Origin of the sequence: Alteromonas sp. OM2203 (assembly GCF_048517045.1) — a bacterium.
GTDB lineage: Bacteria > Pseudomonadota > Gammaproteobacteria > Enterobacterales > Alteromonadaceae > Alteromonas > Alteromonas gracilis.
This window is the reverse complement of record NZ_CP183209.1, coordinates 2,510,829-2,531,780: the sequence shown is the minus strand read 5'-3', so window position 1 is coordinate 2,531,780 and position 20,952 is coordinate 2,510,829. Positions and strand designations below refer to the sequence as shown.

General features: G+C 44.7%; 16 protein-coding genes. 8 read left to right on the top strand and 8 right to left on the bottom strand.

Annotated features, from left to right (window positions below; all coding sequences use genetic code 11):
* Positions 1–81 precede the first annotated feature (81 nt).
* Entirely contained in the window at positions 82–2,358 is a 2,277-nt protein-coding gene (locus ACM0P2_RS11320; RefSeq protein ID WP_419226606.1) for a TonB-dependent receptor, read from the bottom strand.
* 257 nt (positions 2,359–2,615) lie between these two features.
* Positions 2,616–3,605, bottom strand: a complete 990-nt coding sequence (locus ACM0P2_RS11315) for a GlxA family transcriptional regulator (RefSeq protein WP_159117727.1) — start codon at positions 3,603–3,605, stop codon at positions 2,616–2,618.
* A 142-nt stretch (positions 3,606–3,747) separates the two neighbouring features.
* Between ACM0P2_RS11315 and ACM0P2_RS11310 the strand changes: the two genes are divergently transcribed.
* The 4 genes from ACM0P2_RS11310 to ACM0P2_RS11295 all read left to right on the top strand — a co-directional run bounded on the left by ACM0P2_RS11310 (position 3,748) and on the right by ACM0P2_RS11295 (position 7,789).
* Entirely contained in the window at positions 3,748–5,550 is a 1,803-nt protein-coding gene (locus ACM0P2_RS11310) for an acyl-CoA dehydrogenase (RefSeq protein ID WP_173359971.1), read from the top strand.
* A gap of 79 nt (positions 5,551–5,629) precedes the next feature.
* Positions 5,630–6,397 carry an SDR family NAD(P)-dependent oxidoreductase gene (locus ACM0P2_RS11305; RefSeq protein ID WP_159117729.1) on the top strand — a complete coding sequence of 256 codons (768 nt, stop codon included), beginning with the start codon at positions 5,630–5,632 and terminating at the stop codon, positions 6,395–6,397.
* Between the two features lie 146 nt (positions 6,398–6,543).
* A complete protein-coding gene (locus ACM0P2_RS11300; protein WP_120959090.1) occupies positions 6,544–7,305 on the top strand; it encodes an SDR family oxidoreductase in 762 nt (253 codons plus the stop codon).
* Positions 7,306–7,330: 25 nt separating this feature from the next.
* Positions 7,331–7,789: a YaiI/YqxD family protein gene (locus ACM0P2_RS11295; RefSeq protein ID WP_120959091.1), complete on the top strand. Its 459-nt coding sequence runs from the start codon at positions 7,331–7,333 to the stop codon at positions 7,787–7,789.
* A 36-nt stretch (positions 7,790–7,825) separates the two neighbouring features.
* Here the strand turns inward: ACM0P2_RS11295 and ACM0P2_RS11290 are convergent, their stop codons facing one another.
* From ACM0P2_RS11290 to ACM0P2_RS11275, 4 genes are all read right to left on the bottom strand, one after another.
* Complete coding sequence (locus ACM0P2_RS11290; RefSeq protein ID WP_419226605.1) at positions 7,826–9,028, bottom strand: IS4 family transposase; 1,203 nt, start codon at positions 9,026–9,028, stop codon at positions 7,826–7,828.
* Positions 9,029–9,159: 131 nt separating this feature from the next.
* Positions 9,160–9,411: a hypothetical protein gene (locus ACM0P2_RS11285; RefSeq protein WP_159120579.1), complete on the bottom strand. Its 252-nt coding sequence runs from the start codon at positions 9,409–9,411 to the stop codon at positions 9,160–9,162.
* Between the two features lie 287 nt (positions 9,412–9,698).
* Positions 9,699–10,889, bottom strand: a complete 1,191-nt coding sequence (locus ACM0P2_RS11280; RefSeq protein ID WP_120959094.1) for an aromatic amino acid transaminase — start codon at positions 10,887–10,889, stop codon at positions 9,699–9,701.
* A gap of 147 nt (positions 10,890–11,036) precedes the next feature.
* The gene (locus tag ACM0P2_RS11275; RefSeq protein ID WP_159120580.1) at positions 11,037–11,819 is read right to left on the bottom strand and encodes an NRDE family protein; all 783 of its coding nucleotides are present in this window, start codon (positions 11,817–11,819) and stop codon (positions 11,037–11,039) included.
* Between the two features lie 264 nt (positions 11,820–12,083).
* On the opposite strand from ACM0P2_RS11275, the gene ACM0P2_RS11270 reads away from it, so the two are divergent.
* Positions 12,084–12,719, top strand: a complete 636-nt coding sequence (locus ACM0P2_RS11270; RefSeq protein ID WP_159120581.1) for a 1-acyl-sn-glycerol-3-phosphate acyltransferase — start codon at positions 12,084–12,086, stop codon at positions 12,717–12,719.
* 141 nt (positions 12,720–12,860) lie between these two features.
* The gene (locus ACM0P2_RS11265) at positions 12,861–14,057 is read left to right on the top strand and encodes a cystathionine gamma-synthase family protein (RefSeq protein WP_419227701.1); all 1,197 of its coding nucleotides are present in this window, start codon (positions 12,861–12,863) and stop codon (positions 14,055–14,057) included.
* 104 nt (positions 14,058–14,161) lie between these two features.
* On the opposite strand, the gene ACM0P2_RS11260 is transcribed toward ACM0P2_RS11265, so the two are convergent.
* On the bottom strand, positions 14,162–16,630 hold the full coding sequence (locus ACM0P2_RS11260) for a CHRD domain-containing protein (RefSeq protein ID WP_159120582.1): 2,469 nt from the start codon (positions 16,628–16,630) through the stop codon (positions 14,162–14,164).
* Between the two features lie 241 nt (positions 16,631–16,871).
* Between ACM0P2_RS11260 and ACM0P2_RS11255 the strand changes: the two genes are divergently transcribed.
* Positions 16,872–17,474 carry an FMN-dependent NADH-azoreductase gene (locus ACM0P2_RS11255; RefSeq protein WP_159120583.1) on the top strand — a complete coding sequence of 201 codons (603 nt, stop codon included), beginning with the start codon at positions 16,872–16,874 and terminating at the stop codon, positions 17,472–17,474.
* Positions 17,475–17,659: 185 nt separating this feature from the next.
* Here the strand turns inward: ACM0P2_RS11255 and ACM0P2_RS11250 are convergent, their stop codons facing one another.
* Entirely contained in the window at positions 17,660–18,214 is a 555-nt protein-coding gene (locus ACM0P2_RS11250; protein WP_159120584.1) for a glutathione peroxidase, read from the bottom strand.
* A 179-nt stretch (positions 18,215–18,393) separates the two neighbouring features.
* Here ACM0P2_RS11250 and ACM0P2_RS11245 point away from each other — a divergent pair, with 179 nt between their 5' ends.
* On the top strand, positions 18,394–20,889 hold the full coding sequence (locus tag ACM0P2_RS11245; RefSeq protein ID WP_159120585.1) for a prolyl oligopeptidase family serine peptidase: 2,496 nt from the start codon (positions 18,394–18,396) through the stop codon (positions 20,887–20,889).
* Positions 20,890–20,952: the final 63 nt, after the last annotated feature.

Here is a 20,952-nt window from a genome sequence, read left to right as displayed (position 1 = left end):
AAAAGCGGTAGCGTTTTTAAACGCTACCGCTTTTGATAAACCAAATCGCTACCCTACATGAAAGTAGCTACCTATATTGGCTTAGAAATAAGTGTACTTAAATTCAACACCCCAAACGCGTGGCTCGTTTACGATACCCGTTAGGTTGTTAAAGTCGATTGCACCTTTAACGTTATCTTCGTCAGTAATGTTACGGCCAAATAGCGCTACTGTGTAGTTGTGCGCGAAGTTTTCGTAACCAATACGTAGACCACCTTCGAAGTTGTCGTCAGTAGTGAATTCAACCGCTTCGTATAGGAAGATGTTAGTTTCACCTTGGAACGCCCAATCGGTAAACACGAAGAACTCACCGTCATCACCCATAGGAATGGTGTAACGCGCAGTAAAGTTGAAGATTGACTCTGGTGCTTGTGGGAATGGGTTGCCGTCGATTGAAGCAACAAATCCATCTGGACGAGGGTCGGTTACCGTACAGTTGCCTGTAGAACCAAACACTGGGTTAGTACCACATGGCGAAACCGTTAACGTATCGTCTTTGATTTCTGTGTGGTTGTAGCTATAACCTGCAGTAAACGTTAGTTCATCAGTTGCAAGCCATTGTGCATCTACTTCAAAACCGTACGCTTCACCTTTGTCTGCATTTACTAGTGCTGTAAAGTTGTTGCCACCACCAATCGCAGAGAACTGCATATCATCTACTGTGTAGTAGAATGCAGCTGCGTTTAAGCGAAGTGTGTCGTCTAGAAGGTCAGATTTAACGCCTACTTCAAATGAATTGATAGTTTCAGCATCAGCAACAGAAGGTGCGCCTTCAAACGCAACGTCACGGCCTTGAATAGTTTGGGCGCGGAAGCCGTTTGCATAACGTGCGAAAACAGACATGTCGTCAGTAACGCGGTAGTTTGCACTAAGTTCAAAGCTAGCTTGACCATCATCTACATCAATGTCGTCGTAGTCCTGAATTTGAGCATCTCCGGTAACCAACGCAAAACCATTCACGTTTTGATCGCCAACCACTAAACTCTTAGAGTCGTGCGTATAGCGAATACCACCGGTAACGTTTAGTTTTTCGTTAACTTGGTAAGAGGTTTGACCAAATACCGCCCATGTTTGGTTTTCGTGGAATACGGTTGTTGCACCAAAGTAGCCGTCGATACTGGTTACATTGAACGATGCATCATAGTAGAAGGCTCCAACCTGCCAGTTCATCGCATCACGGCTGTTGCTTGCAAGTCTAAATTCTTGAGTGTATTGCTCTAGGTCATCAAGGTTATCTTGCGTTACCGCCGAGAAAGGAATGAAACCAGGACCTGAAGTACCGTCTGCACGGTTAAAACCACCATCAACATCGCCTAAGCTTGAGCCATCAGCTGTTTCGATAGCCGAGATAGACGTGAAGGTAACTTCATCCATATCGTATTCAAGTTTTAGTGACGCACCAAAACCGTCATATTCTTGTGGGTTATTGTCGATGCCGTCGCCTTGAAGGTCGCCATCATAGAAAACCGTTTCGCGATCGTAGTTTTCGTTAAGCTCGTTACTGCCTTTGGTGAATACGTTGGCACGGAAAATAGACGCTGTACCTTCAAGCTCGCGACCGTGTACGTTTAATAGTGCAGAGAAGTCAGCAGACGGTTCCCAGAGAAGCTGTAAACGATAGGCTTTCTCATCGTAGCCACCGATTGCATCGTTTTCGCCTGTGAATGCGTTATCGATGTAGTCGTCACGTTCTTGTGACAATACAGAAAGACGAGCAGAAAGTTCGTCAGTGAGGCCACCGCTAATAGCACCTTCGAAGTTCATTGTTCCGTAAGAACCAAAACCAGCTTTCGCGTAACCTTCAAGGTCTTGTGTCGGTTTTACAGTATCAAACTTAATGATACCTGCAGTGGTGTTACGACCAAATAATGTACCTTGTGGACCGCGAAGAACTTCAACTTGTTGAACGTCGAAAAGCGGGAAGCTCTTAAGTACTACGTTTTCCATTACCACTTCGTCCATGATAATAGAAACAGGTTGTGACGCCGCTAGGTCAAAGTCGGTGTTGCCAAGACCACGGATATAAAAGCGTGGAGCGACACGACCGTTTGACGACTCGGCGTAAAGACCAGGTACACGTACCGCTAGTGCAAGAATGTCTTCACCACCAGAGAAAAGGCTTTCGAATTTTTCACCGCTTAACGTCGCTACAGAGATTGGTACTTCTTGAATTGACTGAGTACGCTTTTGCGCAGTAACGGTAATTTGTTCAAGTGAGGCTTCTTTTTTTTCTGTCGTTGCGGCCTCTTGTGCAAGAACTGAAGAGCTGAACGCGGCACTAACAGCTAGTGCTAGCGTGGCGATTTTGTGTGTTCTCATGTTTCCACCAAGATGATTTTGAAATTATACTTTTGTAGTGTTTTAAGCACATAAATTTTCGATCTATGCTTGGCGCTGCATTTTACACAAAGTTTGGAATAAAAACTTCAAATTTGTGCAAAAAAGGGCTCATTTCACCTGATGTGCACTATATTGGAAAACTCGCATATACATTAAAGCCCTGTTTGCACTGTCATGACCCAATTAGTATTCGAAACTATTCTTACTGGTGCAGCTCCCTTGTAAAACGGGAAAAGCTAGTTTCGCTTAAACTTCGCTCGATACTGAGAAGGGGACATTCCTGTCGCTTTTTTAAATAGTCGAGTGAATGAACTTAGGTCTTCGTAACCTACGGCGCTTATCAGGCTTTCTAATGGAGTATTTGAGGTTTCTAACAACTTTCTTGCCTGTTCAATCCGCAATGACTGTAAATATTGACCCGGAGTGGTATTGCATGCATTTTTAAACCGGCGTATTAACGTTCGCTCGGTCATATTGTGCTGTGTTGCCACGTCAGAAATTGTGACTTTGCTTTGCAGATGCTTTTCCAAAAATGACTGAACCTCCATAATATCTTTATCCGAATGGAAACGCCGTTGGCGACTGCTCGCATAAATAGTTTGGCTTGTCCTCGACACATCTAACACATGAGATTTCGCAGTATCGCTTGCCACTTGATGACCACAATATCGCTCTATCAATAAAATGGACAAATCAATCCATGCCATCCCTCCACCTGCACAATAGATTTCATTGTCTTCCGTCACCATTTTTTCAGGCTGTAAATTGACTAAGGGAAACATAGCGCTAAATTTTTCGGCATATCCCCAGTGCGTTGTGGCAATCTTATCTGTAAGTAACCCTGTATTTGCCAATAAGAAAGTGCCAGTGCAGTTTGCAGCAATATCGGCGCCCACCTTTTGCAATCTTTTTATATGAACAAGTAATGGCAGTGTTTCAATGAGAACTTGGTCTATATCCCCACCAATAGTAGGGATCAATAAAATATCCGTGTGAGAGACGTCTTCAATAGCGATATTCGGCTGCAATGTAACCTGATTCGAGCAAAGAAATGCTTGGCCGTGATGACTGGCTAACTGCACTTTAAACTGCGGTGAGGTTGGTAATTTGTGAATGCGCTGCCAACTGATACCAGCAAACGCAAATACATCCAACGCTCCAGTTATTGCTGAAGCGAGAGCCTGATCAAAGCCGAGCACGGTAACGGTAAACTTCGGTTTATTCATAAAAGTAATTCAGGTTATTAATACGGATAAAAGCTGCTTATTGTTGGCGGTATTGACCATTATTGTGTCATTAATGACAATAATGGCACGATAACGAATATGACACAATGTGTTAACAAGTATTTGTAAAGGACAAAACACCATGGCCGACCAACTCATTCCTCGTCGTGAAATGCAATTCCAGCTTTATGAAGTATTAGACACTGCTGCTCTTTGCGAGAAGACGCGATTTGAAGAGCACAACGTTGAAACCTTTAATGCCGTTGTCGATATGGCTGAGAAGATGGCAGAGGAGCTTTTTCTTCCTCACAACGCTGTTGCTGATAAGAATGAGCCCACATTTGATGGGACCAAGGTATCAATGATCGATGATGTGAAAGTGGCATTCGACACATACAGAGAGTCGGGCTTTATTGCAGGTCACTTCGATTATGAAGATGGTGGTATGCAGCTTCCTGTTACTGTGATGAATGCTTGTGCAGGTTATTTTTTAGCAGCGAACCCTTCGTCCACTGCCTATCCATTTTTAACGGCAGCTGCAGCGAACGTTATAAAACACTTTGCATCAGAAGACGTAAAAAACGCGTTTTTACCTAAAATGCTCAGCGGCGACTTTACCGGCACCATGGCACTTACCGAGCCTCATGCCGGATCGTCGCTTGCAGATATTCGCACCTCGGCACGGCTTCAAGAAGATGGCACCTATCGGGTAAAAGGTAGCAAAATTTATATCTCAGGCGGAGAGCATGAGCTTTCTGACAACATTGTACATTTAGTGCTAGCTAAAATTCCTGGCGGCCCGGCTGGTGTGAAAGGTATCTCACTATTTGCTGTGCCTAAATACCGTTTAGATGCTGATGGCAATCCAGATGTGCGCAATGATGTAACCCTTGCCGGCCTTATCCACAAAATGGGCTATCGGGGCACCACATCCACGGCGTTAACCTTCGGTGAGAATGGTGATTGTCATGGTTATCTGATTGGTGAACCACACCAAGGTCTGCGCTACATGTTCATGATGATGAATGAGGCACGCATAGGCGTGGGCTACGGTGCAGCGATGATTGGCTATCGCGGTTATCGTTATTCATTAGAATATGCAAAAGATCGCACGCAGGGGCGTGCGGCACCTAATTTAGCGCCAGAAGACGACCCAACACCAATCATTAATCACGGTGACGTTCGTCGTATGCTGCTAGCTCAGAAAGCATATTGCGAAGGCGGTATGGCGCTTTGTCTTTATGGCAGCATGCTCATAGACGAAATGGAAACCGAAACTGATAGCGAAAAACGCACCGAACTTTCCCAGCTTCTTGACCTATTAACGCCAGTGTTTAAGGCCTGGCCGTCTGAGTTCGGCCCTAAAGCAAACGACTTGGCGATTCAAATACTAGGTGGCGCGGGTTACACCCGAGAATATCCTGTTGAACAATGCTGGCGCGACAATCGCTTAAACCCCATTCATGAGGGGACTAACGGTATTCAGGCGCTTGACTTGTTAGGTAGAAAGTTATGGCAGCATGACGGGAAAGGACTTCAAGTGTTACTTGCTCGAGTAACCGCTGACATGAAGCGCGCTGAAACACCAAGAGCACAGGCACTCGCTGCTAAGCTTAAGCCCTACTTAGACAAACTCGGCGTGCTTATTCAGCAAGCGGCGGGAGATTTACGCTCAGATAAGCAGTCGGTATTGCTAACCAATGCCAGCTGCTTTTTGAACATATTCTCAAGCTGCGTTGTGAGTTGGATTTGGTTACGCCAAGCAAACGTTGCTGAGCAAGAGTTGGCTCATGAAGTGGGTGAACAAGATGTCGATTTCTATGAAGGTAAGTTAGCTGCTGCAGAGTACTTCCTGAATTGGGAGCTGCCGTTGGTAAGCCGTGATATTGAAGTTTTGAGTACGCGTGACACAACGTGTAATGACGTAAAGGCAAGTTACTTCTAGCTGTAGAGCACGATTTATAAAAAGCGATGGCGTGCAGGTTCACGTCATCTCGATGACTTAATTACTTGGAGTACAGCTAATGAACATAGCTGCAAATGTTGAAGGCAAACATATTCTTATTACTGGCGGTGGCTCGGGAATTGGCGCTGCATCTGCCCGCGTATTAAGCGCCAGAGGCGCAATGGTAGGTATCGCTGACCTAAACGAAGATAACGCAAAAGCGCTTGCAGATGAAATTACCAAATCAGGTGGCAAAGCCTTTGCGGTGTCGGTAGACGTGACCGAGCCTGCTCAGGTTAAAGCGATGTTTGATACCGCTTTTTCTCATAATGACAAAATTGACGTCATTATAAATAACGCGGGTATTGATCATTTTCCTGCGCCTCTTACCGAAGTTGACGACGCTATGTTTATGAAAAACATTCAGGTCAATTTAGCTGGCGTATGGTATTGCATGAAAAACGCGCTGAAGCATATGACGGCAACAGGTGGCGGCCATATTATCAATATTGCTTCTGTGGCTGGGCTGCGCTCTGCGCCTATGATCAGTGCTTACAGTGCGTCTAAGCATGGAGTTATAGGTTTAACGAAATCAGCAGCAGTAGAATACGCGCGGGCTAACATTCGCATCAATGCGGTATGCCCTAGTTTTGTAGACACACCGATGGTACAGGGCGTGCTATCTAAGCTAGATGAGCGTGGTCAAAAAGGCCTCATTGGCGCAAATCCGATGAAGCGCCTTGGTAAGCCCGAAGAAATTGCAAATGCTATTGCATGGCTGTGTAGCGACGAATCATCGTTTATGACTGGCCAGTCTGTTGTACTTGATGGAGGCATGCTGGCATAGAACATTCATGTTTCGATGCCTAAAGGCTTGCCTTCTATTCTTAGAATTTGAGCCTATGATTTTTTTAACAGATTTCGCAACTAACGTAGGTAGCTAAAAAGCTATCCAATTGGTTAGTTCATAAACAGCAAGAGAAGGAATATTTGATGAAGAACTTATTCGATTTAACAGGAAAAGTTGCACTGGTCACTGGCGCCAGCCGTGGTATTGGAGAATCTATTGCTCGTTTGCTTGCACAATACGGGGCCCATGTGATTGTATCGAGCCGCAAAATTGACGGCTGTGAAGCGGTTGCTTCATCTATTCGCGACGCAGGCGGCAAAGCTACCGCACTGGCGTGTCACGTAGGCGAAATGGAACAAATTACTGAAGCCTTCAATGTAATCAAACGTGATTTCGGCAAACTGGACATTCTTGTAAATAACGCGGCGGCTAATCCGTATTTCGGTCACATTCTAGATACTGATCTGGGTGCCTACAACAAAACTGTAGATGTAAATATTCGCGGTTATTTCTTCATGTCTATTGAAGCGGGCAAAATGATGAAAGAGCAGGGCGGTGGTGTAATTTTAAATACGGCATCAGTAAACGGCGTCACCCCTGGTGACATGCAGGGAATTTACTCTATTACCAAAGCGGCGGTTATCAGCATGACTAAATCGTTCGCAAAAGAATGCGGTAGCCTGAACATTCGCGTCAACGCGCTTCTCCCTGGATTAACGGATACTAAATTTGCATCGGCGCTAACAACCAATGAGCAAATTCTTAAACATGCGCTTAAAGTCATTCCTCTTGGTCGCGTTGCTGATCCCGATGAAATGGCGGGTACCGTATTGTACTTAGTCTCAGACGCTTCAAGCTACACCACGGGCACGACAGTGGTGGTAGATGGTGGTATGCTAGCGTAATTAGTCACAATTACGAGATACGACCATGCATATATGGGTTGACGCCGACGCGTGCCCTGCAGTTATTAAAGACATTCTTTTTAAGGCAGCCAGACGAACTAAGCTGCCTTTGTCTTTGGTGGCGAACCATTCTATGTCTGTTCCACCAGACAAACATATAACATTGACCCAGGTGCCTTCTGGCTTCGATGCCGCAGATGATTACATCGTGGAGAAGTGCGAAGCTGGTGATTTGGTGATAACTAATGACATCCCCTTAGCGGCTGATGTGCTGGCGAAAAATGCCCTAGCGCTCAACAATCGTGGTGAAGAATACGATAAGTCGTCTATCAAGCAGATATTGGGTATGCGAGATTTTATGGACACCATGCGCTCAAGCGGCGAACATACCGGTGGGCCCAAAGCATTTTCACAGCGCGACAAACAGAACTTCGCCAACGCACTAGATCGACTTCTAACCCAAGGCCTCCGCAACCTCAAATAAATTATTGGGGTCAGAGTCTGAGGGATCCCCACGAATTTAATTCCATGTGCCTGCGGCCCAGGCCCGGTCGACTATGGAGCTGTACCATTTGAGTGCAGCTTTCCACTGTCGCATAGTGAATCGTATTCGGCAAGCAACAGCTCTCAGGCCGAGATAGTGGAATGACAGCACGCTTCTGGTGTCGGTATTTGCTTGGAAGCGCCGATGTTTATTCGAAGAGACGACCACCATACCCAGTAGTATTGCCACCAGTGACGCTAACGTAGTCAGCAATACCAGTATTGTTAGACGCTGCTTTTTCACGCTTTTATTCTGTTCATAGCCAAGCCCGAACTTCGTGCTTTTCATGTCTCTGAAGCCCTCTTCAATCTGCATACGTTGGCGATAAATAGCAACGACCTGTTTTGATAAGCTTCGGTGAGACGCCAGTGATGTCGCTAATAGCCACGGGTCTTTTGCGCCTTGTGCATGCACTTTTGAGCGCTTTGAGGCTTTGCGTGTACCATCTGGATTTGAAGCATGACGTCCTTTAGATTTCTGTTTAAACAGAACTAGCGTGCAGGTAAAGGGGTTGCTCCTTACTATTTGGCTGTTATCAAAGCGCTTCGGTCGATTGGTCGCTTGGGCATAAAGGTGACGAATACACTGCCACGTATTTCCTCTATCAAGCGAGTAAAAGTGTGGCTTACGAATACGCCCGACAATATCCCAGCCTAACGCTGATACTTCCCTGAACCAGGGGGATTTATATCCTGCGTCGGTGACGATAATGGGCCGACAGTTGGAAGGTAATATGGCGTGCAACGTTTTTAAGAATGCCTTGTGCGTGGCTGGCTTCTCTTTGGTCTTGTTGCAGTGTACTTCTTGGTAAAGTGTGACGGGTCTACCTTTTAAAGATATTGCCGCGCGTAAAAGAAAATGTGCTTTACGGTCGTCTAAATCAGACCAATCGATTGAGATAACAGGGCGTGACATGCTGCCACAAAATAGTTGGCATATAGATGCATAGATAAACGGTGTTTCACTGAATAAATGCGGGTTTGAAAGCAAGCGGTCAGCTCGTTTAATCCGATGTTTTTCATAAGCTTTAGTGTTAATCCCACGACCTATGCTGGTTACGGTTGCTGCGCTTCCATGAAGAAGGCTTTTTACGCACGCCGTTAGCACATCCCGACGCGCTTTATGCATTTTATAGCTGACAAGCGATACGACATTGTTCACAATAGATAGGGCATTCATGGCAGTTTGGTCTCAGTGATTTTTGGCGATTGATCTGATCACCAAACGTCATGAATGTTCCTATCTTTTTTATCTCACTGATATCGTTATATTATTTGTGGGGATACCTCAGACTCTGACCCTATTAAATTTTAGCAGTCGCCACCTCCGCCATCACTTCCGCAAGATGAACTCGAACTGCTTGTTGGCGTGTAAATCGCAGCACTACTGTCTGCGTGAGAACTGGATGTGCTGCCGCGAGTTTTTGTTGCAAATGATACTAAAAACACCAATGCACAAAGAGCAACGATAGCGACAGATGCTTTCCATTCGCCGGTTATCGCCCCACTGTAACAAGCGTATGCAGCGACGGCTAAACTAACAAGCCTTATTAGTAACCTCATAACGATCTCCTTTTCATTTAAGGGATTAGAGCGTTACATGCACACTAGCCTATTTTCAAGGTTAATTTGCACGTCAACCTTGTTCCAGTGTAACGATTATTGGTTATTTAGCTTAGTAAAAAGAGTTCGTAGAGAGGGATATTTTGTTAGGAAGTGTAACCAACTGCCGTTAAAAGCATGGTAAGGCTGTTTACCGCACATATAAAAAAGCGAGATTAATCTGAGGGAAATAAAAAAGGCAGAGTTTTCACTCTGCCTTTAAGATTTTTACAACGGTTTGCTTTCTATCAAAGCACTGATACCAATGCTTTCGCTAGCGTTTCTACGTTTTCGTGATTTATGCCTGCAATGTTTACGCGGCTAGAATCTACAAAATAAACACTGTGCTTTTCACGTACTTCGCGCACTTGCTCAGGTGTGATACACAAGAACGAGAACATACCTTTTTGATCGTTTACGAAGCTAAAGTCTTTAGGTGAACCATTGTCGTGAAGGTTTTGAACAAGCATGGCACGTAGTGACTTCATACGATCGCGCATTTCGTTTACTTCAGATACCCACTCGTTGTTAAGTGCTTCGTCAGCTAGGATAATATCAACTAAAGCGCCACCATAGCTTGGCGGCATAGAATAGATGCCACGTGCAATTGATTGAATCTGACCCTGTGCAATTTTTCGGGTTGCTGAATCTTCTGTAATGATGGCAGCTAAACCAACGCGTTCGCGGTACAGGCCAAAGTTTTTAGAGCAAGATGCTGCAACGATAACTTCTGGCAGATTTTCTACCAACAAACGCATGCCGTAAGCATCTTCTTCTAAGCCTTCACCAAAACCAAGGTAGGCCACGTCGATGAAAGGCAGGAACTCGCGCTCTTTCGCTACTTCTAGTACTTCGTCCCATTGTGCATTGGTAAGGTCAGCACCTGTTGGGTTGTGACAGCAACCGTGAAGAAGAACGATATCGCCCTTTTCAGCTTTGCGAAGGGTTTCCATCATCGCGTCAAAGCGAATGCTTGCTGAAGCCTTATCGAAGTACGGGTAGGTTTCAATTTTAAGGCCCGCAGAGCCGATAAGTGGAATGTGGTTTGCCCACGTGGGGTCGCTTACCCATACTTTTGCGTTGTCGTTACAACGAGCAAGTAGTTCTGAAAGAATGCGCAGTGCACCGCAACCTCCTGGTGCTTGAACCGCAGCAACGCGGTCAGCTAAAAGAACTGGGCTATTCTTACCTAACAGCAAAGACAACATACCATCGATGAAACCTTGGTTGCCCTGAGGCGTGATATAGGTTTTGCTGGTTTCTGTGTCTAAAAGCACTTTTTGCGCTTTAGCAACACTTGAAAGAATAGGGGTATTACCTTGCTCATCTTTGTAAACGCCAACACCTAAATCGATTTTATTTGGGTTGGTGTCTTCACGAAAAGCAGCAGACAGGCCAAGAATTGGATCTGGGGCGAGATGGGGTAATACTTCAAACACGATATGTCCTCACGTTACGTTGGTGTGCAAAAGATAGCAGGCAGGCATTATGCCACCGATGGTAGAAAAAACGACCCCCAAAGGTTGAAAATATTTCAATTAGTCAAAGAAACAAAACGTAAACGAAAGTTTCATTTCAAAAATGCCTTAAATTGAAAAGGAAAATTCACGTGTTTCTAGTGTCTCGCCTTTGTGTGAAAAGCACCGCTCTTTCCAATTCAGCGTTTTGTTTTTATCTACCAGCAGCAGGGTAGACGTGCGCGTGCCGTACTTCTCGGTTTGAATGAAAATGGAAGATAACGCCTTTTCCCATTCATAACCCACTCCCGTATCGGGAAGCAGCGCGTCATCGGCTTTATTTTCACGGCGCAAAATATCAAACAAGTCGTCATCATTAATAACGTCTTCATTTGTTACATAATGGTTCAATGCCTCTACGCCTTGAGTTACTTTTGGCCATGGTGTAGCTATATCTGCGTTTGATAAACCGTACACGCCTTGTTCGATCAAATGGGTTGAATTGTTTACGTTATTGTAAACCCTTAGCGCGTCAACATGACCAAATAGCAAGTTATAGCCATTATATAGCGAACGTGTATTTTCGAGTGTTGCCAAGTATTGTGATTGCGCAGCGTGTTTCCTATCAACAGAGTCTTGCTTTAGCCAGTTAGCGACTAATTCACCCCGTGATACGGCATTGTTGTTGATATTCTGTGGGTCTCTGACATTGGTCAGTGCCGCCAAGTTTCCATTACGCGTAACGCCCATCCAAGTGCCGTTTGCTTCTAAATCCTGCCCTGCAAGTAAATTAGGATGCCCATCCCAAAAGGTAGATGGGGCAGTAGGGCGCGCGTAAAACTCGTCCCGATTTGCAGCAATGATTAGCGGGTAGTCCTCTCGCTTTTTGTTAGCGATAAATAAAATACACATACTGAAATTTTCGAACCTTTCTCTTTTGAATGTTCTAATCGGCTATTTCATGTTTATGTTAACAATTGTTTTACATGTCGAATTTGATTACTCTTCGAAGAAATAAACACAGAATCATGGTTTGTCTAAAGCAAAGTAGTTACGCCTTAATAAATACTTTGAGAGCGCTAAAAATTGCGACTTATTGAGCACTCACTCGTTAAGCACTCATTCATCACGTAATTATTGAGCCGTATTAAACCAAGAAAATAGAGCATAATAATAATGACAGAACCCTCACACCCTAGCACGTATTCTCAGTCTGCCAATAATGTTATTGTCGGAAAAAATATTCCTCGAAAATGGCCAAATTGGTTGTCGACATTTGCGGCATGGGTGCTCACAAAGCGAGGTTGGCACGTGGAAGGTGAGCTGATTAATCAGAAAAAAGCCATTTTAGCGGTAGCACCACACACATCTAATTGGGACTTCTTTATTGGTTTATTCATTGTCTTTTCATTTAAGCTGGATATTAATTTTTTTGGAAAACACACTATATTCAAGCCGCCTTTAGGCGCGATAGTGAGAAGACTCGGTGGCATTCCGGTTGAAAGGAGCAAAGCGCACGGTGTGGTAACATCTATAGCGAATAGGATTAAAGAGGCTGACACGCTTATTCTAGCATTGGCGCCAGAAGGGACAAGAAGCCCCATTTACCCATGGAAAACAGGGTTTATGCATATTGCTCGTGAAGCCGAAATACCCATTCAAGTCATTGGGTTGGACTACGCCAGAAAGGCAATTGTGCTAGGGCCAATTATTCAGAAAGTGACTAACATAGATGAACAAATGCAAACTATCTATACGTTTTATGATAATGTTTGCGCAAAATATCCTAAAAACTGCATAACAAAGCCATAATCATTTCTGGTGAAGTGGTAAGTACGCAACCGTATCAAGTAAGATAACGGTGAGCGCATGGCAAAGTCGCAAACATCTATTTTCGGAGCTTTACCCGTGACAAAATTGGGATTCACAACCCGTCAGGTTCATTCTGATCGTATGCTAAATACCCCAGAGCATGGCGGTGTACATAGCAGTACGTCTAATTCCGTTCTTTTTGAGTTTAAAGATGCGCAGGGCATTATAGACGCGTTTCAAGGCAAACGTGCTGCCCACGTTTATTCTCGTTCTTCATCACCTTCTGTTGCTGCGCTACAAAATATGCTCAATGACCTTGAAGGCGGCGTTGGCACACTATGTTATTCGACGGGGATGGCAGCGATAAGCAGCACCTTATTTGCACTGCTTAAATCGGGCGACCATTTAATTGTGAGCCAATACCTTTTTGGAAACACGCGCAGCTTTTTTGAAACAATTAAAGATTTTGGCGTACAGGTTACCTACGCAGATGTAACTGACATTCAGCAAGTTAAAGAAGCCTATCGTCCAAACACTAAAGGGGTTTATACAGAGACCGTGGCTAACCCTGTAACTCAGGTTGCCGACCTTCACGCAATCGGTCAATTCTGCGAAGAAAAACACATGCTGTTTATGGTCGATAACACCATGACGCCTCCGCCCGTTTTCTACGCAAAAGATGTTAAGGCGTCGTTGGTGTTCTGCTCGTTGACGAAATACATCGCAGGTCACGGCAACGTTTTAGGCGGTGCAGTAGTCGATACGGGTAACTTTGACTGGACAAAGTTTGATAACCTAAAACCTGCTTATCAGGTTGCAGATACTGCACAATGGGGAATTACCCAGATTAAGAAGAAAGGTTTACGGGATCTAGGTGCAACGCTAGCTCCGCAATCTGCTTCTGCCATTGCGTTAGGCATGGAAACCTTAGCTCTGCGTTTGTCACGAAGCCAGCATAATGCGATGCAGTTAGCGACATTCCTTGATAATCATCCGAAAGTATCTAAGGTCTTTTACCCTGGCCTTGCCGATCATCCTCAGCATTTCATGGCACGGGAATATCTAAAAGGTGGGTACGGCGCAATTTTAAGTTTTGATCTGATCGAAGGTGCTGATCCGGTGGCTTTTTTAAACGAAATGAAATTGGTTATTTGTGCCACGCATTTAGGGGACAATCGAACGCTCGCACTCCCTGTTGCACCTACTATCTATTTTGAAAATACAGCCCAAGAGCGTGAACTTATGGGGATTTCCGATACCATGCTGCGTATATCGGTAGGTATTGAAGATACGCAGGATCTGATTGAAGATTTTGAAGCAGCGCTAAATACAATTTAGATAACGTTTTTCTTTTTTATATACGAGAAAGGGGCCTAGGCCCCTTTTTTTAATTTACTTCAGTCTCAGTAAGTGTGAAACGCAATGCGTTTGGCTTACTTCGTTTAGTCGAAGCCTAATGTGATCTGACCGCGAATTTCACCACTTGGAAATGCATCTGAGTGGAAGTTAGTGTAAAGACCACCGTCTGCCATAACACCCATTTGCTCAGCCGTTAACGTTGTATTAGTTGGTACTGACCACATACCATTTGCACCGGCAGTGAGTCCCAATAATACGTTACCGTTTGCGCCCGCTTCACCTTCGTGAATATGCGCCATGTTCGCTGTCATACCGGTAATAGTTACACTACCTGACAATGCGCCTGTAGACGTGTTAAGGGTAAATGCGCCAGCGCCGCTCGCATCGGTAGTGACGGCTGGTACCTCTTGTTGCCCGTTGGCGATAATGCCGTACACTTCAATGTTGTCAGGCGTGATCTGGCCGCGAATTTCGCCACCAGTAAACGCGGCAGTGTGAACATTGACATAGTGACCGCCTGAAAGTAACTGCGTTGCTGTTGCCTCATCTAGCATTAGGCTTCCATCTGTCATCCAAACACCAGCTGTTTCTTCACTTTCAACAAGCGCTTCTAGCACAGGACCATTTACACCGGCGAAGCCAGTATGAATATGTGCCATCGTCGCGTTTTCGATGGTGGTTACCGCAACAAGAGAAACATTATTGTTGGTCGTATCGAAAAGCGCATAGCCAGAGCCCATTGCCATTGTATCGACCGCTGGAACCTCTTGGCTGCCACTTAGTGAGAAAGTAACCACCGCTGTCGTGTCAGGAACAATTTGACCACGTACTTCGCCGCTAGGGTTAGCTGTAGTGTGTACATTTAAGTACCATTCACCACTAGTCAGCGCATCTAAGTTGCTAGGTGATATATTGGTTTCAGCTAAAATATACGTACCGTTGCCAGCATCAGTGAGTGGGAAAGCAACTGGCCCATTCATGCCAATGCCACCATCGTGTACGTGCACACCAGTAACATCGGTTAGGCCTGAAACATCAACGCTTACACTAAACGCTGGTAAGTCTTCGTCAATTTCAACCACTGCTGTTGCAGAAGACATGGTAGTAACAGCGGGCACTTCTTGAGAACCGCTTAAGCTTACATTATAAGTCATGTCGGCGTTAAAAGCTGGCGGAGGTGGAGCCAGACCATCAAGTAATGCTAGTTGAGGTAAGTCGCCCTCCATCGCACCGTCTAGCGCAATCGCAGTATATATCTCGCCATTTTCTAACGAGAGCACGCCCGTTTCGATTGCCGCTGTTTTGGTGCCTGTTGGTGTAACAGTGACTACATAGTCGCCTTCTGCCAAGCTTACATAGCCCGTCTCAACTAATTCGCCAGTTTGATAAGCAATATCGGCAAACGCTGGTTCAACAGCGTCAATTTCACCATCTGCGGATACATAAATATCCACGTTGCCCGCTGAAGGTGAAGCGTGAACAATACGCACTTTCGCTTCAGTTGCTACAGAGCGAGGCATATCAACAAGAACATCAAGTTCTGGTGAGGCTAAAACGTTGTTTGCTATGGCGGTATATGACATTCCCACTTCTAGCGTCAATTCAGCATCGTCAACTGCTACAACACTATTGTCACTATCGGCCACAACGTCAATTAGGTAGTCACCTGCAGCAACAGACAAGTAATCGGTGGTTCGCGGAAACTGAATGCCGTCTACCAGTACAATTTCGTTATTTGCTATAACATCAACCGCTGGCGCGTCACTAATTCCATGCACTACGCGAATTTCGGAACCCGCTTCTGCATCCCATATTTTGAAACTGCTATCGCCGTCTGCAGCTAGGAGTGTTACAGGTGAATCACCCGTGCCAACATTGTTAGTTGCGGCTATGAGCAAATCAGCACCGTCGGCTAGGTTTACAGTACCAGAATCATACACAACTGTCGTCTCACCCGCCGGTGTAATACGAATTTGATAATCGCCCGCAGGCACTTGAATCAAATCTGTTGAGTCAGTAAATTCTGCCGTTACAAGTGGCTGTTCCGCACTAATATCTGCATCGGGCGCGGTAACGTAAATATCAACTGTTGGAGCCATAGATGCTGCATGTACAATTTGTACTTGCGCGTTACCTGCCTCGACCGCGGTTTCCATGCTGGTCACTGTTAACAATGCCAGTGTCTCGTCGCTAACATTTCCTACGGCAAAAATATCGTAGTTCATATCAGCTTCAAGCGTAACGTCAGCCTGTAATACTTCAGCGTCTTCTCCAGGAAGAATACCTGTTACGCCAATGTCGTAGGTTCCTGTTTCTACTTCAAAACGCGATGAAGCAACTTGATAATCAACATTTTCCAAACCGTTTAGTATGGCATCGTTAGCGGTAATATTAACCATCGGAGCGTCAGATGCCGCGTGAACAACGCGTACATTTGAATACTCGATAACGGGGGCGGGGACTTCAACTACTTCATCATCGTCATCATCAGAACAACCAATTAGAAATAGTGGTAATATTGAACATGCAAGGAGAGCCTTGTTCCTTCTCATTTTTCGTATCCTCTTAATTGTGTTGTAGCAGACTCGATTACGCTAGGGAATTGTGGGAAGATCATCCTCCTTGCAACATTAACGCAATGTAATGTTTTCATTGTTTTTACAAGATGTTTCGAACACGTAAGATAATGTTCTACAAAATAGAACGCACCCTTCATTTTTTTGATATTTTCATTCAATTTAATTGCTCTAGTATAAGTCCGCATAATTGAAACAACGAATATTGGAGTTCGGCATGAAAAAAGTTTTAGCGATATTTTCCAGCCTTAATGGCAGTGAAGGTAATTCTTCAAAGCTTGCAAACGAGTACCTTTCTAAAATGGGGAAGGATGACTCGGTACGTATCAACCGCGTCGATGTAGCCTCGCTAGCGCTACCTCACCTAACGGGTGAAGAAATGCAGGCTTGGATGACTGAGGCTTCCGAACGAAATGAATCGCAGCAAGCGTTGGCTAAAGTGTCTGACGATATCGTAGAAGCGGTAAAGGAAGCTGATGAGATTGTGTTAGCAGTGCCAATGTATAACTTTGGCATTCCTTCAAGTCTAAAAGCATATTTTGACCGTGTGGCTCGAGCTGGTATAACGTTCAAATATACTGAAACGGGTCCCGTGGGCTTGTTAGAGAATAAATCAGCTACGGTTTTTGCGGCCCGTGGTGGTGTTTATGCAGGTTCAGACTTCGATACGCAAACGCCATACTTAAAACACTTTTTAAATTTCGTTGGCATTAACAATGTAAAATTCGTTTATGCTGAAGGACTTAACATGGGTGAAGAGCAAGCAAACGAAGCTTTTTCAGCTGCAAGTGAAAAAATTATTGAACTTACCAACGGCTAAACACACTAAATTATTGCAGTTAGCTAAAACGTAGGAAGTATGTTTCAGCTAAAAGTGTGTTCCAAGTTGAGTGTGCTTGATTGCCCCGCGTATTACGCGGGGCTTTTTTATATGCGTTAACATCGTAGGCGTTAAATTGTAGCCGTTAATAAGAGGTCAAGAGACGCTTATGAAAGAAATAACGTTTACTCACTTTTTAATAGCGCTTCAACCTCAGCAATAAAGGCAGGATCGGTAGGCTTTGTTGAACTAGGGTAGTGAGTGATTTGCTTGCCCGTGCTATCTATAAGGTATTTGTTGAAATTCCAAGATGGCGCTTTGCCAGTAGCAGTTTTAAGCATTCGATACATAGGGTCCGCGTCTTCACCTTTTACCGATATTGGCTCAAACATCGGAAACTTCACGCCGTAGGTTAATTCGCAAAGTTCGGCGGTTTTACCTTCATCATTATCTTCCTGATTGAAATCATGTGATGGAAAACCAAGTACTACGAAATCTTTGTCCTTGTAGTCACTGTAAAGTGCCTCTAAGCCTTCAAACTGTGGTGTATAACCGCAATAGCTAGCTGTATTAACCACCAACAGCGTCTTGCCACCATATTCGTTACAGAGATTGACCGTTTCTTGAGAGTTGAGTTTGCGCTTCATAAATTTGAGTACACTAGGGCATTCATTTGCAAAGCTAGTAGAGGTTAAAAAGGTAAGCGTAAGCAACGCCGGTACAAATCTTTTTGCTTTCATAATGTTTTACCTCGAGAGTTAATTTTTGTTATTTTGAAAGGGTAAGAGACCCAATGTAGACAAACCATAAACGGGGATGCTTTACGTTTGGTTCACTATCACAATCGATGAACGTTAGCGCTTTGATAAATGCTCTGGGTATAATGTTAACGCTTTTTACATAACAACGACTTAAAATAATGAAAAAATATTCTTCTTTACTCATCGCGGCCAGCGTAACGTTTGCGCTTGGTGGATGCGCAAGCACAACGAACGACACGTCAATTACAACAACCTCTTTGCCATTGCCTGCGACGAGTATTCAACAATCGGTCACACCTGATGTAGCGCCGTCAGCCAGCCAAACAAACGGTGAAATCACGCTCAAACAAATCATGTCAGATCCTCAATGGATAGGCGCGCTGCCCGAGGGTATGGGCTGGTCAGTTAATGGCGACAAAATTGTGTTTGAAAGGGAAAAGCAAAATAGTGCACTCAAAGATGTATATATTGCTGACCTATCAAATCCTGAGAATGTGATTAAAGCGCCGCTATCCGACTTACACAAATATCGTTTCAAAGAGCGCGTAGTAAGGAACGATGGTGTCATCGCTTATTCCTTTGAAGACAGTGTTTATGTGCAATTTACCAATGGCGAAACTGTGCGTATTGCTCGTGGCGGGAATGCGCTGTCAACGCTTTCATTTATGACTGATGGCCGCTTAATGGCGTTAAGCGGTAACAAATTTATTGCTATAGACCTATCTAACGGCACCCGCGAAGAATTATTGAGCTGGGAGTTTAGCGACGAGCCCAAAGCGGTTGAGCCGCCTAAAGATTATATTGCCGAGCAGCAACAGTCGCTGGTGGAATACATCAAGCTACAGCGTAAAAACAAAAAAGATAAAGACGATGCAAAAAAAGCACTGGCTGAAAAGAACGACAGCGTTGCACCTTCGCCGTTTTATTTCGATAAGTCGCATCGACTAGCAGGGATCAGTGTATCGCCTGCGGGTAACTTTGCTGTGGTTGCAACTACTGAAAGTAAGCCGACTCGTGATGACAGCGACATCATGCCGCATTATATCCAAGAAGACAGCCGTATTGCCGCGAAACCCGTACGCCAACGTGTTGCAGATGCTGAATCGGTAAATCATGAACTGTGGCTGCTTAATTTGAAAACTGGCGAGAAGAGTGAACTTAAGTACTTTAATTTGCCTGGGTACAATGACGACGTACTTGCAGATGTAAAAGAAGAAAACGCGAAAGCAAAAGGCGAGACCTATGAAGTTAATCGTTTGCCCCGCGATATTACCTTACTGCAAAGCTGGTACTGGACTAAGCCTTCGATTCGCTGGCACAAAAACGGTAACGCTGTTGCCGTTATGCTTGAAGCATGGGACAACAAAGACCGCTGGATTGCGACTGTCGATCTTGCAAATAAAACGCTGGAAAACCAACACAGGCTTCATGACGATGCGTGGGTAAACTATCGTTTCAACGCATTTGATTGGCTGAATGACAGCGAGACTCTTTACTATCAGTCTGAGCATACTGGCTACTCGCATTTATATATTCAAAAACCTGGTGAGAAGCCTGTCGCGCTTACCAGTGGCCGTTTTATTGTTGACGATTTAACGCTTTCCAACGATGACAACTATATCTACTTTAAAGCCAATATGGAGCATCCTGGTCTTTACGAAGTTTATCGTGCCGATTTACGTGATAACACTATCGACACAATGACTGATTTGAATGGTATGACGGACTATTCACTTAGCCCCGATGGTGAAATCTTGTTGCTAAGCCATAGCAAAGTGAATCAGCCACAAGAGCTTTATATTAAGCCATCAGATGAAGCAACAGCAGCAAAGCAAATTACGCGAAGCACCAGTGCTGAATTTAATGCGCTCCCTTGGGCAGTACCGAATATCGTTGCTATTGACTCATCGCATACCGATGCGCCAATTTACGCTCGCGTTTATCTACCAGAAAATTACGACAAATCAGCACTAAACAAAGCGGTAGTGTTTAATCATGGTGCAGGTTATTTACAGAATGCCCACATGGGGTGGTCTGGGTACTTCAGAGAATACATGTTCCACAGTATGCTAGTGCAGCAAGGCTATGTCGTGCTTGATATGGATTACCGTGCAAGCGCTGGTTACGGGCGTGATTGGCGTACCGCGATTTATCGCCAAATGGGTACGCCTGAAGTGCAGGACTTACGTGACGGTGTGAATTGGCTGGTAGACAACGCGAATGTAGATCGCGAGCGCATAGGCACATATGGCGGATCGTACGGCGGTTTCTTAACCTTTATGTCTATGTTTACCGCTCCTGACCTATTCGGGGCTGGTGCAGCACTTCGTCCGGTAACCGACTGGGCACATTACAACACACCATATACGGCAAACATTCTAAATACTCCTGATATCGATCCCATCGCATACGAGCGTAGTTCGCCAATCTATTTCGCAGATGGACTCGAAAAGCCCCTACTAATTAACGCGCCAATGGTTGATGACAATGTGTTTTTCCACGATACGGTTCGATTGGTACAGCGCCTTATCGAGTTAGAGAAGGAAGATTTTGAAACGGCGATTTATCCAGTAGAGCCACATGGGTTTGTTCAGCCTAGTTCATGGCTTGATGAATACCGCCGTATCTACAAGCTATTCGAGGAAAACTTATAACTGAAACGGTTAATTCGAGAAAAGCTCAGTGTTTAAAAGCATCCGCTTTTTCATATCGTGTTA

What these genes read in the sequence shown, in the direction of transcription:
- ACM0P2_RS11260 (WP_159120582.1), bottom strand. Translation starts at nt 16,630, where the DNA reads ATGAGAAGGAACAAGGCTCTCCTTGCATGTTCAATATTACCACTATTT.
- ACM0P2_RS11245 (WP_159120585.1), top strand. Translation starts at nt 18,394, where the DNA reads ATGAAAAAATATTCTTCTTTACTCATCGCGGCCAGCGTAACGTTTGCG.
- ACM0P2_RS11265 (WP_419227701.1), top strand. Translation starts at nt 12,861, where the DNA reads ATGCTAAATACCCCAGAGCATGGCGGTGTACATAGCAGTACGTCTAAT.
- ACM0P2_RS11270 (WP_159120581.1), top strand. Translation starts at nt 12,084, where the DNA reads ATGACAGAACCCTCACACCCTAGCACGTATTCTCAGTCTGCCAATAAT.
- ACM0P2_RS11250 (WP_159120584.1), bottom strand. Translation starts at nt 18,214, where the DNA reads ATGAAAGCAAAAAGATTTGTACCGGCGTTGCTTACGCTTACCTTTTTA.
- ACM0P2_RS11275 (WP_159120580.1), bottom strand. Translation starts at nt 11,819, where the DNA reads ATGTGTATTTTATTTATCGCTAACAAAAAGCGAGAGGACTACCCGCTA.
- ACM0P2_RS11320 (WP_419226606.1), bottom strand. Translation starts at nt 2,358, where the DNA reads ATGAGAACACACAAAATCGCCACGCTAGCACTAGCTGTTAGTGCCGCG.
- ACM0P2_RS11305 (WP_159117729.1), top strand. Translation starts at nt 5,630, where the DNA reads ATGAACATAGCTGCAAATGTTGAAGGCAAACATATTCTTATTACTGGC.
- ACM0P2_RS11300 (WP_120959090.1), top strand. Translation starts at nt 6,544, where the DNA reads ATGAAGAACTTATTCGATTTAACAGGAAAAGTTGCACTGGTCACTGGC.
- ACM0P2_RS11315 (WP_159117727.1), bottom strand. Translation starts at nt 3,605, where the DNA reads ATGAATAAACCGAAGTTTACCGTTACCGTGCTCGGCTTTGATCAGGCT.
- ACM0P2_RS11255 (WP_159120583.1), top strand. Translation starts at nt 16,872, where the DNA reads ATGAAAAAAGTTTTAGCGATATTTTCCAGCCTTAATGGCAGTGAAGGT.
- ACM0P2_RS11295 (WP_120959091.1), top strand. Translation starts at nt 7,331, where the DNA reads ATGCATATATGGGTTGACGCCGACGCGTGCCCTGCAGTTATTAAAGAC.
- ACM0P2_RS11290 (WP_419226605.1), bottom strand. Translation starts at nt 9,028, where the DNA reads ATGAATGCCCTATCTATTGTGAACAATGTCGTATCGCTTGTCAGCTAT.
- ACM0P2_RS11310 (WP_173359971.1), top strand. Translation starts at nt 3,748, where the DNA reads ATGGCCGACCAACTCATTCCTCGTCGTGAAATGCAATTCCAGCTTTAT.
- ACM0P2_RS11285 (WP_159120579.1), bottom strand. Translation starts at nt 9,411, where the DNA reads ATGAGGTTACTAATAAGGCTTGTTAGTTTAGCCGTCGCTGCATACGCT.